General features: G+C 72.4%; 9 protein-coding genes. 2 read left to right on the forward strand and 7 right to left on the reverse strand.

The features are described 5' to 3' along the window. Positions 1-10 precede the first annotated feature (10 nt). Both H181DRAFT_RS21005 and H181DRAFT_RS21010 read right to left on the reverse strand, forming a co-directional pair. The gene (locus tag H181DRAFT_RS21005) at positions 11-7216 is read right to left on the reverse strand and encodes a type I polyketide synthase (RefSeq protein WP_045866132.1); all 7206 of its coding nucleotides are present in this window, start codon (positions 7214-7216) and stop codon (positions 11-13) included. Between the two features lie 403 nt (positions 7217-7619). After that, positions 7620-8483 carry a peptidoglycan DD-metalloendopeptidase family protein gene (locus H181DRAFT_RS21010; protein WP_045866133.1) on the reverse strand — a complete coding sequence of 288 codons (864 nt, stop codon included), beginning with the start codon at positions 8481-8483 and terminating at the stop codon, positions 7620-7622. Between the two features lie 144 nt (positions 8484-8627). Here H181DRAFT_RS21010 and H181DRAFT_RS29530 point away from each other — a divergent pair, with 144 nt between their 5' ends. After that, positions 8628-8780, forward strand: coding sequence for a hypothetical protein (locus tag H181DRAFT_RS29530; RefSeq protein ID WP_158715458.1), 153 nt, complete (start codon positions 8628-8630; stop codon positions 8778-8780). 152 nt (positions 8781-8932) lie between these two features. Here H181DRAFT_RS29530 and H181DRAFT_RS21015 read toward each other — a convergent pair whose 3' ends face one another. Further along, positions 8933-9436: a DUF6328 family protein gene (locus H181DRAFT_RS21015; RefSeq protein WP_254666935.1), complete on the reverse strand. Its 504-nt coding sequence runs from the start codon at positions 9434-9436 to the stop codon at positions 8933-8935. A gap of 402 nt (positions 9437-9838) precedes the next feature. Here H181DRAFT_RS21015 and H181DRAFT_RS21020 point away from each other — a divergent pair, with 402 nt between their 5' ends. After that, positions 9839-11917 carry a hypothetical protein gene (locus H181DRAFT_RS21020; RefSeq protein ID WP_045866134.1) on the forward strand — a complete coding sequence of 693 codons (2079 nt, stop codon included), beginning with the start codon at positions 9839-9841 and terminating at the stop codon, positions 11915-11917. Positions 11918-11943: 26 nt separating this feature from the next. Here H181DRAFT_RS21020 and H181DRAFT_RS21025 read toward each other — a convergent pair whose 3' ends face one another. The 4 genes from H181DRAFT_RS21025 to H181DRAFT_RS21040 form a co-directional block, all read right to left on the reverse strand. Then, entirely contained in the window at positions 11944-12540 is a 597-nt protein-coding gene (locus H181DRAFT_RS21025; RefSeq protein ID WP_254666930.1) for a hypothetical protein, read from the reverse strand. Next, on the reverse strand, positions 12504-13910 hold the full coding sequence (locus H181DRAFT_RS21030; protein WP_078895890.1) for a molybdopterin-dependent oxidoreductase: 1407 nt from the start codon (positions 13908-13910) through the stop codon (positions 12504-12506). The genes H181DRAFT_RS21025 and H181DRAFT_RS21030 overlap by 37 nt, the downstream gene beginning before the upstream one ends. Before the next feature lie 247 nt (positions 13911-14157). Further along, on the reverse strand, positions 14158-15054 hold the full coding sequence (locus tag H181DRAFT_RS21035; protein ID WP_107068820.1) for a S1 family peptidase: 897 nt from the start codon (positions 15052-15054) through the stop codon (positions 14158-14160). A 450-nt stretch (positions 15055-15504) separates the two neighbouring features. Next, positions 15505-16074 (reverse strand): DedA family protein, encoded by a 570-nt coding sequence (locus H181DRAFT_RS21040; protein WP_158715459.1) that lies wholly within the window; start codon positions 16072-16074, stop codon positions 15505-15507. Positions 16075-16216: the final 142 nt, after the last annotated feature.

The raw sequence follows: 16216 nt of genomic DNA on the forward strand, positions 1-16216 counted from the left end.
GCCACGCGTGTCACCACCCTGATGCAGCGGAGACCACCGCGTGCACCGTGGGCGCTCCCCAGGCGAGTTCGCGCAGCAGGCTCAGCGGCCCCTCCTCGGGGTCGATGAGCTTGATGCCCCGCGCCGCGTAGGAGCGCATGAGCTCCGGGGTCACCATGCCGCTGTTGGTCTCGGACGCGGCCCACGGGCCCCAGTGGACGGTGAGGCCGCGGCGGTCCTCCGTGGACCACCTGCGCCCCAGCTCCTCGAGGGCGTCGTTGGCCGAGGCGTAGTCGCACTGCCCTCGGTTGCCGAGGGCCGCCGCGATGCTTCCGAAGAGCACGGCGAAGCGCGGGCCTTCGGGCAGCGCGGACACGGCGTCGAGGAGCACGCGGGCACCGTCGGCCTTGGTGGTGAAGACACGGCGGAAGGACTCCGGCGTCTTCTCGGCGATGAGCTTGTCCTCGATGACTCCGGCCGCGTAGACGACTCCGTCGAGCCTGCCGTGCTCGGCGTGTATCTCCTTCACGGCGGCGCGTACGGCTTCCTCGTCCTTCACGTCGACCGAGCGGTAGCGCGCCTGGCTGCCCGACTCGCGCAGGGCGGCGAGGGTTTCGCGTACCTCGCGCTCGGACAGGACGGCGGCGACGGCGCGTTCGATCTCCGCCGGCGACTTCATGCCGGAGCCGATGAACGCGGCGCGCAGCTCGTCGCGGTTGCGTGCCGAGGCCGTGGCCGGGTCCTCCTCCCCGTCCGGGACGGGTGTGCGGCCGAGGAGTTCGATGCGGCAGCGGCTGGCGTCGGCGATGGTGCGGGCGAAGCGTGCGGTGATGCCGCGGGCCCCGCCGACCAGCAGGACGACCGAGTCGCGGTCGAGTCCGGCCGCGGCCGCCTCGGACACGCCGTCGCCCGCCGGGCCGGCGCCGGTGGCGGCGACGGCGCCCAGGTCGGTGCGCGTCAGCCGCAGCGCCCGGCGGCGTCCGCCGTCCGCGAGGACGACCGGTTCGCGTTCCGTGGCGCCGAGTTCGGCGACGACGGTCTCGGCGACCCTCTCCAGGCTGTCGTCGGAGCCGACCTCGACCAGCGACGCCGCGAGCTCTTCGTACTCGCGGGCGACGCTGCGGAAGAATCCGCGAAGACCCGTCGCGGCGCCCTCCGCGCGGCGGTCGACGGCCAGCAGCCGCTTGGGGCCGGCCGCCAGCACGGACTGGAAGAGCGGGAACATCTCGGGGAGTTGGACGTCGGGCGACTCGAACGCATGCAGGTGCACGACGGCGTCGCCGAACCGCTCGGGCGACTGCCCCTCGGGGACTGTCAGCGGTACCGCGCCGGCAGCCGTCAGCTTCTCGGCCAGGAGGCCGGCGAGCGGGCCGCCGCCGAGCAGCGTCACCTCGGCGCCCGCGGGGAGCGCCGCGTCGGGTGCGGGCAGTTCGGTCTCGGTGAACTCCAGGCGCTGCGGCGCTACGACGACGGCTTCGCCTCCGTCGGCGGCCGGTGCGGACTGCTCCGCGGGAGCGGGCGTCTCGTCGGCGGAGGCGCCGCCGCCGAGGCGGGTCATGAGGAGTTCGGTGATACCGGCCGCCGTACGAGCCGTACTCAACTCGTCCAGATCCGCGTCCTGATCCACCGGCAGACCCAACCGCACCGCCAACTCACCAGCGATCTCAGCCCTCTTGATCGAATCCACACTCAGATCCGCCTCCAGATCCAAGCCCGGCTCGATCATGTCCACCGGATAACCCGTACGCTCCGCCACCACCGCGAGCACCTGACCCAACACCGCATCCGCATCCAGCGCGGGGACGGCCGGAGCAACCGGAGCGGCAGGCGCGGCAGCAGCCGGGACGGCGGCCTGCGGGGCCGAGTCCAGGCGGGTCATGAGGAGTTCGGTGATACCGGCCGCCGTACGAGCCGTACTCAACTCGTCCAGATCCGCGTCCTGATCCACCGGCAGACCCAACCGCACCGCCAACTCACCAGCGATCTCAGCCCTCTTGATCGAATCCACACTCAGATCCGCCTCCAGATCCAAGCCCGGCTCGATCATGTCCACCGGATAACCCGTACGCTCCGCCACCACCGCGAGCACCTGACCCAACACCGCATCCGCATCCAGCGCGGGGACGGCCGGAGCAGCCGGAGCGGCAGGCGCGGGGGCAACCGGGACGGCGGCCTGCGGGGCCGGGGCAGCGGTGCCGGCGGCGGGGAGGGCGGCCGGCAGTGTGACCGTGGGGGACGGCAGCGCGTGGTCTCCGGCTGCGGCGGGGGGAAGTTCGGTGGCTCCCAGGTAGCGCAGCAGCACATCGCGCTGCGCCGTCACCATCTCTCTGCTGGTACGCAGGAATTCGGCTATGAGAGCGTCCGGACCGGACAGCGTGACGCCGTCCTGGGTGGGGGATTCCGGCACGATGAGCTCCGTGACTGGGCGGGCTGGTTGCAGGGCGTTGGGCGGGATGGTGCCGTCGGCGAGACGGATGAGCTGACCGTCGACGGTCCAGCCGGGGGATTTGACCGGGGTCGCGGTGTCCGGGTCGACGGCGTCGCGCCCCTGGAAGAGCATTCCGGTGCGTACGTCCGTACCGGCGACGGCGAGTTGTGCGACGCCGGAGAGCAAACCGTACAGTCCTCCGCGCCGTGAGTCCTCAAGTGTGACCGTAGTGTGTGGACGGTCACCGAGGACGGCCGAGACCAGCCTGGTCAGGACCTTGCCGGGGCCGACCTCCAGGAAGACCCGGGCACCCGACTCGTACATCGCCTCGATCTGGTCGGCGAACCGGACGGGCGCCCCGATCTGCCCCGCCAGTCCTGCGCGCACCGCATGGGGGTCGGTGTCGTAGGGCCGGGCCGTGCTGTTGGCCCACACGGGAAGGGCGGGCGCGTGCACGTCCATCGTGGCCAGTGTCCCGGCGAACGTCTCGCCCGCGCCCGCAACGAGCGGGCTGTGGAAGGCGCACGCCACCTGCAGCGGCTTGGCCGAGAAGCCGGCGTCCCGGAGGTGGCCGACGGCCCTGGTGACGGCGTCCGTGGGTCCGGAGATCACCGTCTGCTTGGGCGAGTTGCGGTTGGCGGTGACGACCTCGCCGTCCAGTCCCGCCAGGGCGAGTACCTCCTCGACCTTCCCGGGAGCGGCGGTCACGGCGGCCATGGCACCCGCGTCACCGTCCCTGACCTGCTCGAGGATGGCCTCGGCGCGTGCCGCGCTCGCGGTGAGCACGTCCTGCGGCGCCATTGCTCCCGCGACGCCGAGCGCGACGAGTTCGCCGTAGCTGTGGCCCGCTGCCATGTCGGGGCGGACGCCGAGCGAGCCGAGCAGGTCGGCGGCCGCGAGTTCGACGATGCCCAGGGTGGGCTGGGCGACCGCCGTGTCGGTGATGCGCGCCAGCTGCTCGTCCCGGGTCTCCTTGTCGAACGCCGCGGGCGGGTAGAGCACGTCGGCCCAGCGGGAGCCGAGCTGCAGGTAGCGCTGCAGCTCGGGGAAGGCGACGAAGAGGTCGGCGAGCATGCCGGGACGCTGGCTGCCCTGGCCGGGGAAGAGGAAGGCCAGTGCTCCCCGCCCCTCGGCGCCGTCCGTGCCGCCGGCCTCGGCCGCGTAGATGCCCTGCTTGGGGTCGTGCACGCCGTCCGCCGCACGGTGGAGCAGCGCCTTCAGCTCCTCGGTGCTCTCCGCGAGCACCGCGATGCGGACGGGCTCGCCGCGGACGGCGGCCGAGTCGCTGACGCGTGCCGCGCCGCGGGCGTAGTCGCGGAGCCGCCAGTCGCCGCCCGGCTGCTCCAGCTTCTCCAGCAGCCTGCGCACGGCGCGCTGCGCCGCCGCGGCGTCCTTGCCGCGGAACGTGAACAGCTCGACGGGCCACTCGTCGCTGGCGTGCACGGCGGGCGCCTGTTCGTAGGCGCGCAGCACCGCGTGGAAGTTGGTGCCGCCGAAGCCGAAGGCGCTCACGCCCGCGACGCGTTCGGCGGGCTCGGCCGCCCAGGGACGCGCCGCCTCGTGGAAGTAGAACGGGCTGCTCTCGGCCTTCCAGGCCGCGTTGGGCTGCTCGATGTGGAGCGTGGGCGGCTTGATGCCGTGGTAGAGGGCGAGCGTGGTCTTGATCAGTCCGGCCAGGCCCGCGGCGCACTTGGTGTGCCCGATCTGCGACTTGACGGAGCCGATGGCGCAGTTGCCGGGCTCCGCACCGGCTTCGGTGAACACCTCGGTGAGGGTGGCCAGTTCCGTGCGGTCACCGACGACGGTGCCCGTGCCGTGCGCCTCGATGAGACCGACCTGCGCGGGCGAGACTCCCGCGTTGCGGTAGGCGCGGGTCAGTGCCGCGCGCTGGCCTTCGGGGCGCGGAGCGGTCAGACCCAGGGCCCGGCCGTCGCTGGCGCTGCCGACGCCGTCGATGACGGCGTAGATCCGGTCGCCGTCGCGCTCCGCGTCCGCGAGCCTCTTCAGGACGACGCACCCGACGCCCTCGCCGAGCGCGATGCCGTCCGCGCTCTGGTCGAAGGTGGAGGAACGGCCCGTCGGGGAGAGGGCGTGCACCGAGGAGAACAGCAGGTAGTCGTTGATGCCGTTGTGGAGGTCGGCGCCGCCGCACAGCACGACGTCGCTGGTGCCGGTGACGAGTTCCTTGCACGCCACGTCGACGGCGGTCAGGGAGGACGCACAGGCGGCGTCCACCGTGTAGTTGGCGCCCCCGAGGTTGAGCCGGTTGGCGATGCGCCCGGCGATCACGTTGGCGAGCATGCCGGGGAAGGAGTCCTCGGTGAGCTTCGGGAGCTGCGCGTCGAGCGCGGAGGGCAGATCGCCCACGTAGGCGGGGAGCACCGCGCGGAGCGCGCTGGCGTTGGACAGGTCGCTACCCGCCTCGGCGCCGAAGACGACCGACGTACGGGAGTGGTCGGCGGGCCGTCCCTCGTAGCCGGCGTCGGACAGGGCGCGGCGTGCCGCCTCCAGGGCGAGCAGCTGCACCGGTTCGATGGCCGCGAGCGAGGCCGGGGGTATCCCGAAGCTCAGCGGGTCGAAGGGTATTTCGGGCAGGAAGCCGCCCCAGCGTGAGGGGGTGCGCTCACCGTCCCCGTCCTCCGCGTAGTAGATCTCGGGGTCCCAGCGTTCGCCGGGGACCTCGGTCACGCAGTCCTTGCCGGCGAGCACGTTCGCCCAGAACGAGGCGAGGTCCTGCGCTCCCGGGAACATTCCCGCCATGCCGACGACGGCGATCCGCAGCGGATCGGCCGCGGGCTCCTCCTTCGCCGCTCCCCCGGCGCCGAGTTCGGCGCGCAGCCGCGCGGCGCGCGCACGGAACCGGTCGGCGGCGTGCGCCCCGACGGACTCGTGCAGGGCGGCGACGGTGGTGACGGCGTCGCGCAGCACCACGACCTCACCGGCCATGAACATGCCCTCGGCGCCCTGGCGTTCCTCGTCGACGCTGCGCAGTTCGGGGCCGACCCGCTCGATGCCCTTGCTGGCGACGCGCAGCCTGCCGACGTTGAACTTCTCGAGCTGCTCCCAGATCTCCCGGTCCGGGACGCCTGCCGCGCCCAGTTGCTCCTTGAGTCCGGCGAAGTCGGCGGTGAAGGCGCTGTGCGCGCAGCGCGTGGCGTGTCCCGGTGCGGTCTCCAGCAGGTCGGTGCGCTCCGCGGCGACGACGTGCCGCTGGAAGAGCGGCTGGATGGCTCCGGCCCGTACCGCCTCCTCGGTGAACAGGTAGGCGGTGCCCATCAGTACGCCGGTGGGGACTCCGGCCCGGGTGAGGGGGGCGGCGAGTGCGGCGACCATCGACGCCGAGCGTTCGTCGTGCACTCCCCCGGCGAAGAGGACGGTCAGTTCACCTGCCGCCCCGGGTCTCTCGTTGTCGAGGAACTCCTGCAACACCTCGACCTGGGCCTCCCAGAGCGGGAAGCTGTTGCGGGGGCCCACGTGGCCGCCGCATTCGGCGCCCTCGAAGATGAACTTGCGGGCTCCGGCGGCGAGGAACTGCCGCAGCAGGCCCGGCGAGGGCACGTGGAGGAAGGTGGATATCCCCTCGGCCTCCAGCGCCGCCGCCTGTGCCGGGCGGCCGCCCGCGATGATCGCGTGGGTGGGGCGCACCTCGCGTACGACGTCGAGCTGCGCCGACCTGATCTCCTCGTCGGCGAACCCGAGCACGCCCACGCCCCAGGGGGAGTCGCCGAGCGACGCCTTGGTGGCCTCCAGCATCGTGCGGGTCTGCTCCGCGCCCGCGAGGGCGAGGGCCAGGAAGGGCAGCGCGCCGTCGGCGGCGACCGCGGCGGCGAACTCCGGCTGGTCGCTCACCCGGGTCATGGGGCCCTGCGCGACGGGGAGCCGGGTGCCGAGTGCGAGGGCGCCGGGCGAGCCCTCGCCGAGCGCGGACGCGGGCTCGTCGTCCTCGACCGCCGAAACGACGGCCTCGCGGATTCCGCGGACGGCTTCGGCGACGCTGCTCCAGCGCCGTGCGAAGGAGGCGGCGAGGAAGGCGTCCTGCCCGACGGGCAGGAACTGGGTGCGCAGGTCGTCGCCGCCGATGCGGGACGCGAACTCGGCGGCGTCCTGCGGCAGTTCGGGGACGCCGGGGCCGCGGCGGCGCAGTACGCGGATGCCGTGGTGCAGGACGGTCTCGGAGCCGTCCAGGCCGTCGAGGGCCTCGGCGACGTCCAGGGGCAGTCCCGCCTCGTCGAGGAGGGCGAGCTGGGTGTCGAGCACGACGCCTTCGGCTCCGCCGGCGACGGCGGCCGCGGCGGCGCGGGGGCCGATGCCGCCCCACGCCCACACGGGCAGGTCGATGTCGGGGTCGGCGAGTACCTGCTGGAGCAGTACGAACGTGCTCAGTTCGCCGGCCCGGCCGCCGCTCTCGGTGCCGCGGACGATGAGGCCGTGCGCACCGGTTCCGGCGGCGCGCAGCGCCTCGGCCCGGTCGGTGACCTCCACGAGCACCCGGCGTCCGGCGAACTCCTCGGGCGAGCGGCCCGGGTCGGCGAGCAGGACGGTGCCGGCCGGCGCGGGAAGGTCGGAGACGGTGATGCCGCAGCCCGGCCGTATGCGGACGCCGAACGGGCGCTTCGACCAGCGGTCGGTGCGCTCCAGGTTCTCGGCGGCGGCACGCGGGTCACCCGTGGGCAGTTCCAGCACACCGAGTGCGCCCGCCGCCGACGCGGCAGCGGTCAGCCGCGGTGACGACCGGTGCACGGGGTTGACCGCGATGACCAGACTCGAACGCGAGGACACGTCGGACGCGCCCGTATCCAGCATCCTCATGATTTCTCCCGACTGCACGATCACCTCGGTCAGCTGACCATGCGTAGTAGACGGGACGGTTTTCCATGCGGTCAACTGACTCCTCCCTGCCTGTCCGTCACTCTCAGTCAGCCGAGAGCAACGCTGCCACGACCGGGCATTTCACCCTCTGTGGCGCAGCAAGCAGGGCTTTCTCCCGCGCGTAATCCAGACTCAACGCAATGGACATTACGTTTGTCATGGCCATGTAACCGTCCGCTTACATGCCACACCGTGACTGTGTGGCAGATCACAGCTCTGAGGAGCAACCAGGAAGCACATTTCGCAGTCGGCAACTCACCACGCGTAGCCGGTGATTCGGGTCGCCGGCGAGCTGCTGTGCGGCACTGTAGGCCGAGTGCTCCGGTCAGTCCGCGTATTTGTGCTAGTCCCAGCGGTCTTTGTTGAGGAACCGGGCGAAACCGCGCCACGATTCGGCTCCCATGACCCCGTCCACCGGCCCGCCGTAACCATACTCGGACGCCAGCCGCTGCACAGCGGACCAGGTCAGCGGGCCCGGAGCACCGTCGACGGCACCCGCGTACCCGTAGTGGTCGCGCATGTTGCGCTGAAGTGCGGCGTATGTCCGCACACCTGGCTCACCGTCGACGGGACCCTGGTAACCGGACTCCAGCGACAGCCACTTCTGGGCCCGCTTCCACATGACGACGCCCGGCACGCCGTCCTGCTCCGTCGTGGTCTTCGGCAGAGTTCCCCCACCGCCGGAACCCCCGAGGAAGACGAGCGGGTCGATGCGCACACCGTTCGGGTCGATCATGTGCCAGTGCACGTGCGGCCCCGTGGAGGAACCCGAACCGGGCGCTCCGGGCTCGCCTCCGGAGCGTCCCACGATGCCGCCGGCGGCGACCGCGGTCCCGTCGGCGAGCAGGAACTCCGAGAGGTGCATGTACTGGGTGCGGTAGCCGTTGTCGTGCTGGATGGTGACGGTGTGGCCGCCGGTGCCGTTCTCCGGGATGTTGGTGACGATCCCGCCGCCCGCGGCCGGCAGGTCCGTCCCGACGCCCATCCCGTAGTCGATGCCGCCGAGGGAGCCCCGGTCGATGTGCTCCTGCCAGGTGCCGGTGATCTCGTAACCGGAGAACGGGTTGTGGAACGACGCCGCCGCGTGGGCGGTCCCGGTTCCCAGGAGGCCGCCCCCACCCGCGGCCAGGCCCAGTGTCACCGCAGTGCCTCGCATCAGCGAGCGTCTGCTGAGCCTGGGTCTCGCATCCGGACTGGAGTCGATCATGGGGGGCCTCCTCGGCGACTGTCCCGGTGGGGGTCGGAATGTCTACGCGCGGAGAAATTAAACGCCTCGTACTCACGAGTCACAAGAGGCCCGCAGGCAATGGCAATTACCTGCCACGAATTCAGGTGTAACTACTGGTTACGTGTGGCCATCTCGACTGCCGGAGTGTCATTCTGGTGCGATTTCGGCCGTCTGAGTGCCCTTCAGGCCACCGCTGACGGCCCCGACGGCGTCAACCTGGCGCTGTTTTTCGCCTCTTCGGAAATCGACCTGGACAACCGGACCAAGTCGCGGTAGAGCCTGTCTGACGAATGGCGCCGTCCGCCGCAGGCGGTGCTCGCGGCCCCAAGGCGGAGGATCGCCCTCGTAGCGGGCTGCTCGGTCGATGCGGCAACCCGGACCGGCGGCGAGGAGACGTCCAGGTCCCTCCGGTCCCTCCCCCCTCCCCCTCAACCGTCAAGCGGCTCCCCGCCCTTCGGCTCGGCGCGGTTGCGCAGCCACACCGGCAGGACGTACCAGCAGCAGACGAACCACAGCATGACGATCCCCACCAGGACCTCCGCGAGCAGCCCGGGGATCACGACGTGGAGTATCAGCAGCAGGGTCGAGCCGACGGTGAGCGCCAGCAGCACCATGCCGCACATCATCAGGCGCCCGGCCACCACGACGACCTCGTCCTTCATGCGCTGCCCCGACAGGAACCTGTGGATCGACACCGGGGCGATCAGCGCCCCCGTGGCGCCCGCCCCGAGGATCACCGTGACCACGTAGACGGTCCGGTCGAACGCGCCGAGGTCGTCGAAGCGCGCCGTGAACGCGACGCTCAGCAGGAAGCCGAAGAGGATCTGCACGCCGGTCTGGGCGACCCGCGTCTCCTGAAGGATCTCGTGCCACTGGCGGTTGACCCGGTCCCGGGGGCTCTCCCGCTCCACCTGCTCGCCGGCGCCGGGCAGCGCACCGCCGGAGGCGTCGGCCGACCGGCCGTGCCGCACACCGCCGTGCCGCGCGTCGCCGGAACCGCCCGCCGCCCCGCCCTCCCCTGTACCACCGCGTTCGCGCTCGTCGGCCGTGGTCACCGCCGCACCTCCTGACCCGGCTCGCGCCTCCCGGGCGAGCCGTCATCGCGTACCCGTGACGCCGGGCGGACGTTCCCGGGTCACTCTGGTGTTCGTGTCCCCTACGCCCCGGAACATGCCTGCGTGACCTGCCCTTCCGGACTGCCGGCCGCGCGCGAGGAGTTGCACCGCCACGCGCGAAGGCTTGTCTAAACCGATTTAAACGGGCAGGGTGCGTGCCTCCCGAGCCCGCAGCTCCCGCTGCTTCGAACCGATCCGAACCGAAGGTGAGAGCCCGCCATGCCACTCCCCCGCCGAAGCGTCCTCACCCTGGGAGCAGCCGTACCGCTCGCGGTCGGACTCGGTGCACCCGCCGCGGCCGCGAGCAGCACCGGGGAGCCGGCCGCGAGCAGCACCGGGGCGCCTGCCGGAAGTCGCGGGCGGCTGGCCAACCTCGCCCATCTCGAGTTCCTGGGCGACACGGTGCGTCCGCGGCGGATCCCCGGGCACGACACGTACCGGCTGCGCGAGGAGCCCGCGCTGGGCGCTCTGTGGACGTACGCCTACCGCCGGCCGGACGGCACGTACCGCCGCATAGGCGGCGGCGCTCTCGACCCGGACACCGGCCACTACGAGCAAGGCGCCTACAACGCCGACGACATGGCCCGCGCGGCCGTCGTCCACCTGCGGCACCACACTCTCACCGGGGCCGGCCGCGGTGCCCGCTCCGCCCGCGAACTCCTGCGCGGGCTCTGCTACTTGCAGACCACGCGGGGCGAGCACGCCGGGAACGTCGTGCTGTGGCAGCAGGCCGACGGGACCCTGAACCGCAGCGCCCTGCCTCCCGAGACCCCCGACCCCTCCGACTCGGGCCCGTCCTACTGGCTGGCCCGCTTCCTGTGGGCGCTCGGCGAGGGCTACGCCTTCTTCCGGCATGCGGAGCCGCCGTTCGCCGCCTTCCTGCGGGCCCGCCTCGAACTCGCCCTGGACGCCCTGGAGCGTGACGTCCTCTCGCGGTACGGAACGTGGGAGACGGCCGACGGCCGACGCGTGCCCGGCTGGCTGATCACCCATGGGGCGGACGCCAGTTCGGAGGCGGTCCTCGGGCTCACCGCGTACGTGCGGGCCGGGGGCGGACGGCGGGCGAGGCGTGCCGCGGCCCGGCTGGCCGAGGGCATCGCCGCTCTGGGGACGGGCTCCGCAGGACAGTGGCCCTACGGCGCGATGCTGCCCACCGCGACGTCCGTTTCGCAGTGGCACGCGTGGGGCGCGCAGATGCCCACTGCCGTGGCCGAGGCCGCCGGTGCGCTCGGGCGCCCGCGGTTGCTGGACGCGGCCCTCGACGACGCGGCCGGATTCACACCGGAGTTGCTGACGGCGGGCGGCTGCGACAACGGGTGGCTGCCGGCACCCACGGACCGCAATCAGATCGCCTACGGCGTCGACTCCCGCCTCCAGGCGCTCCTCTCGGTCGCCGAGCACGCGCGGCGGCCCGGCCTGTACCCGCTCGCCGCCCTGACCGCGGCCTGGTACTTCGGCGCGAACCGGGCGGGCGAGGCGGTCTACGACCCGAAGACGGGTGTCACCTTCGACGGCATCGGCCCGGACGGGAAGATCAACCGCAACTCCGGGGCGGAGTCCACGATCCACGGCCAGCTGTCCATGCTCGCCCTGGACGCCCTCGCACAGCGCGGCGTGCACCTCGCGCCGTCCGGCTACGACCGCGTCGCCGAGCGCGACGGGCTGCGTGTCCTGGAGGCGGAGAAGGCGGAGCCCTCCGGCTCGGCGGAGGTCGTACGTCCCGACTCCCCCTGGACCGGCGAATCGCAGTACAGCGGCGACGCGTACGTGCGGCTGCCGGACGGGGGCGGGCTCTCCTGGCGGCTGCCCGGGGGAGAGCTGCCCCTGCTCGTCTCCCCCGTCGTCGACCTCGTCGACCGGCCGGAGGCCGGAGTCACCGTCTGGAGCGCCGGCTCGGAGACGCTCGGCCGGATCGACCACGGCACCGGCGGCCCGCAGGGGATCAGCGCCGCAGCGGGAGCGCTGACACCCGTCCCGCTGCCCGCGGCCGTGCGCGCGGGCGAGCGGCTGCTGGCCCGCGCCGAGGGAGTGGAGAAGGGGACGCTGCGGGTGGACGCGCTCCTCGTGCGGCCGGTCGTGTCGCGGCTCGTGCTGAGCGGGCCGGAGAAGTCGCTGGCGCTGCTGGACAACGCGGACGAGCGTGCGCACACCGTCGAGGTGTCCCTGCCGGGAGAAGGCCCCGTCGCCGTCGACCTGTACGACGACCGCGCGCGCCCCGTCGAACAGAGCGCGGACAACGGCGGACCGACCCGGGTGACCGTCCCGGCACGGGGATTCGCAATCGTCCGGCGCGGCTGAACCCGGGCCGGGCCACCCGAGCGGTGCTACGCCGTCCCGGAGCCCGCCCGTCGGCGGCGTGGACGCAGCGTCCGTACGGCCAGGCACAGCGCGGAGAGCACGAAGAGGGCAGCGGTGATGAGCAGCCAGCGTCCCCAGAAGACGCCTGCGTCGAGCCCCGTGTAGGCGGTGTAGTGGTGCACGCGCCCGAGGACGAGCGGATACCAGACGAGCAGCAGCACCAGCGAGACGAACGCGGGCACGCGCACGTAGTTGACCTGCCCCCGCCCGTGGTCGGCCCGCCCCCGCTCGTCGGCTGCGTGGCGCTCGTCGCCTGCGTGCCGCCCGTCGGCTGCGTGCGGGCCCCGCCGGGCGTGGCGGCGCCGTGCCAGCGCCTGCAGAGCGCGGTCGGCGGCGGTGTACAGCGGCAGCAGGAGCAGGTCGTGCAGCAGGGCCGAGCCGGCGAACCACACGACGATGCCGAGGACGTCGCCCTGCAGCAGGCGGACGCCGGCGTACCCGGTGAGCGCGAAGGACGCGAGCACGAGGAGCAGATGGAGAGGGGAGGCGCCGTAGCGTGAACCCGCGCCGCGGGTGCTCCGCGCGCTCACGAGGCCGCCCCGAACGTCAGCCTGGTGACCCATTTGGTGTTGTGCACGCCGGGGTTGGCGGGGACGATGATCCGCGCCGGATAGCCGTGGTCCGTCGACAGGTCGGCCCCGTTGACCCGCAGGGCCAGCAGCGACCGCGGATCGCGCACCTGGTTCTCGCGCAGCGCGGCGGAGCGGAAGGAGCCGCGGCGCTGCATCGACTCGGCGAGGACGCCCGGCGGACGCTCCCGCAGCCCGACCAGCGCGGCGAGAGTCGTCAGGCGCGGACCGCTCCACTGCTGGTCCTCCGTGGACCAGCCTTCGACGCAGGCGATGGGCAGCGCGGCGGTGTGCTGCGGGAGCTCCAGCAACTCCGCCCGGCTGAGCACCGCTTCGCGGTCGCCGAAGCGGACGGTCAGCCGCCACCGGTCCGAGATGTCGCGGGCACGGATGCCCACGGCGGCGGCGGTCTTGTTGATCTGGAACCCGTTGGGTCCCGGGCCGGGATCGCGGTTGTGGGGTGCGAGGAGCGCTGTCTCGCGGAGCGGGCCGCCGATGCTCTGCCCGGCCGTCACGGCCAGGAGCGCAAGCGACCCGGCGCCCACGAGGCCGAGTGAGCCCCGCCGCGAGATCGTCGGGGGCGCCGGGCGGGGTGTGACGAGGCCGGTCTCGTCCGGTGGTTCGGGTTCCGTCCGGGAGAGGGGGGTGCGCAGCTCCGCGCGGAGCCGGCCGCTGCGCAGCGTCCGCCACGCGAGGGGGATGCGGAAGGCGACGTGGACCACGAAGGCGCCGATGAAGATCCACGCGCCGTAGAAGTGCAGGGGGTAGAAGGAGCCGGGGAAGATGTAGTGCAGCTGCGCGTTGAGGAGTCCGGTCGCGAACTCGAAGAGGGCGCCGCCCACGAGCAGCAGCAGCGAGACGCGCTCCAGCGCATGGCTGAGGGACCGCAGCGGCGGCCAGGCGAACAGCTTGGGGATCACCGACCACAGCTTCGCGAGGAGTACCGGCACGAGCGCCACTCCGAGCGTCACGTGCACGCCCTGCGTGAGGCGGTAGAGCCAGTGCGGGTCCGTGGGCCAGTCGAAGAGGTAGAAGCCCAGCCATCCCTTGTCCGGCGTCTTGTCGTTCGGCGTGCCCAGCCCGGGGTTGTACGCCGCGTACGAGAGCAGCCCCGTCACGATGAGCGCCGTGACGCCGGCGAGCAGCACGGCCCCGAGGACGGACGTCAGCCACGGTCCGCGCAGCGGGCTGCGCCAGAACCCGGGACGCGAGGGGCCGGGGGGAACGCGGCCCGCTCCGGGCGGGGTTCCCTCGCCGTCTCCTTGCCCGGGATCGCGCCGGGCGGGTCGCCCCGGGTCGTGCCGGGCGGGGTCGCGCCGTCCCGGTGCGGGCCGGGAACTCCCGCTTCGCTCGCTGCTGCCCATGCCCGTGTCCCTCCGCCTGCTCGACCGCCTGGCTGCGCGTCAGGACGACCGTAGGACGCGGAGTGTGAGCAGCGCCGTCATCGGAGCGGCACGTCACCGGACTGTTCGATCTGCGGGGACGGCTCGCCAGGCCGAGACGGCGGCCGGCGGGGCGGTCCGGGGAGTGCGCCGAGCGCAAGACGCCGGCCTGCGCGCCCCTCGGAGGGGGTGCGCAGGCCGGCTCTTCACATCACGGAGAGCGCTGGGCTCAGATGATGCTCACACCGTAGGCGGCAAGCGCCTCGGGGACGGGCTGGAAGAACGTCACGCCGCCGGAGGAGCAGTTGCCGCTGCCGCCGGAGGTGAGGCCGAGAGCGGTGCTGCCGGAGAACAGGGCGCCGCCGCTGTCGCCGGGCTCGGCGCAGACGTTGGTCTGGATCATGCCCTCGACGATGCCGTCAGGACCGTAGTCCACGGTGGCGTTGAGGCCGGTGACGGAACCGCCGTGCAGCCCGGTGGTGCTGCCGCTGCGCTGGACGGACTGGCCGACCGAGGCGTCCCCGGCACCGGTGATCTCCTGGTAGGAGCCGTTGTACAGGGAGACGCGGCCGTCGGCGGCACCCGGGTCGGAGTGCTGGATCAGACCGTAGTCGTTGCCCGGGAAGCTGCTGCCGACCGTGGTGCCGATCGACCAGGAGCTGCCGATGTTGGTGCAGTGGCCGGCCGTCAGGGCGTACTTGGTGCCGGAGCTGTCCTGCACGTTGAAGCCGAGCGAGCAGCGTGCGCCGCCCGTCGTGATGGCCTCGCCACCGGCGATGTACTTGGTGAACTTGCCCTTGGTGCGGTTGATCTCGAGGGCACCGGCGTTCTTGCCGGCCTCCTTCTTGATCTTCGCGAGGTCGGCCTTGGAGACCGTGCTGTCGACGGTGACGACGACCTTGTCGGTCTTCGTGTCCGTGTACCAGGCGGCACCGCCGACGTGGGCGGTGCGCAGAGCGTCGGACGCGTCCTGGAGCGCGGCGGCACTGTACGTCGAGGGTGCCGGCTCGGCGGCCGAGGCACCGCTCGCCGGGAGGGCGAGTGCTGCCGCAGCGGCGAGGCCGGACGTTACTGCTATGAGCCGCACGCGTCTCGCAAGAGTGCGATGGGGGGTAGTGCGCGTGATCCTCACTGATTTCCTCCAGTAGGAGAACGGAGGGCTCTTCTTCGAGCCCGAGCGCGCGCGGTCAGCGGCACGACGGAGCAAGTCCGCCGTGTCCCTGACAAGCGCTGGGGGGAATATTCGTTCGTCGCCACGGTCCGCGCAAGACTCTGTTTCGGACTCGAAAAAGGGAAACTTCAGCGGCGGGACGAAATGTCACTTTGATCCTCCCGAAAACGGGAGAAGCGGACAACGCGAAAACCAGTGCCCTTACCACCTACCGGAAGCAGGGGCCGAGACCGCCGGGGAGGGGCCCACGCCGAGCGCCCGCGAGGAACCCGGGAGAGGGGCATGTGCGGGCCTGAGGAGAGGCGTGCGGGGGCTGGCGAAGATGAGGAGCCACCGGGAGCTGTCGCTCTCAATCCATCGGCGGTGCGACGGAGTTGAGGGAGGGGGAGGAAGAGGCGGGTGTCCCTACGGCGCACGGCTGTCGACCTGGCGGCCGCGTATCCGCTGCGCCGTCAGAAACGCCCCCGCGACGAGCAGCGACACCGCGGGGCCGATGAAGAAGGGCGCCGGACCGTCCGTCACCAGGCGGCCCCCCGCGTAACCCAGTCCCACGGTGCAGGAGACGAAGATCGCTTCCGCGATGGCCGCCCCCAGCAGGAAGCTGCGGACGGGGAAGCCGACCAGGCCGGCCGTCAGCGCTCCCAGACCGCGCCCGGCCGGAACGAACCGCACGGCGATCACCGACGGCACGCCGTACCGCTGCAGCGGCCCGGACAGCCGCTCCATCGCCGTCAGGCGTCGCGAGTCACGGGAGAGCCACGCCATCGCGGGGCGCCGCGCCTTGCGCCCCAGTGAGAAGACGGCGAGATCTCCGAGCGTCGCAGCCACCAGGGGCACGCATAACAGCAGCGGAAGGCTGAGCCCGCCGCCGGAGCCGGCCATGGCACCGGCACCTGCCAGCAGAGCGGAGTTGGGCACCATCGGCGGCACGGTGACGAGCACGAGAGCCGCGTAGATCCAGTACCCACCGTCCATGCCGGTCCGTCCCTCCCTGTCGACCCGAACCATCACCTGCATACCCAGGCCGGCGGGCGCCACCTCGGCACCCCGGAAGGTTCGCTGCTCAGGCCGGCCTCGTCGCCTGCGGCACGGCCCGGAGAGCGGAGCTGGAGCCGCC

It is taken from the genome of Streptomyces sp. WMMB 714 (genome assembly GCF_900090125.1).
In the GTDB taxonomy this organism is placed as follows: domain Bacteria; phylum Actinomycetota; class Actinomycetes; order Streptomycetales; family Streptomycetaceae; genus Streptomyces; species Streptomyces daqingensis.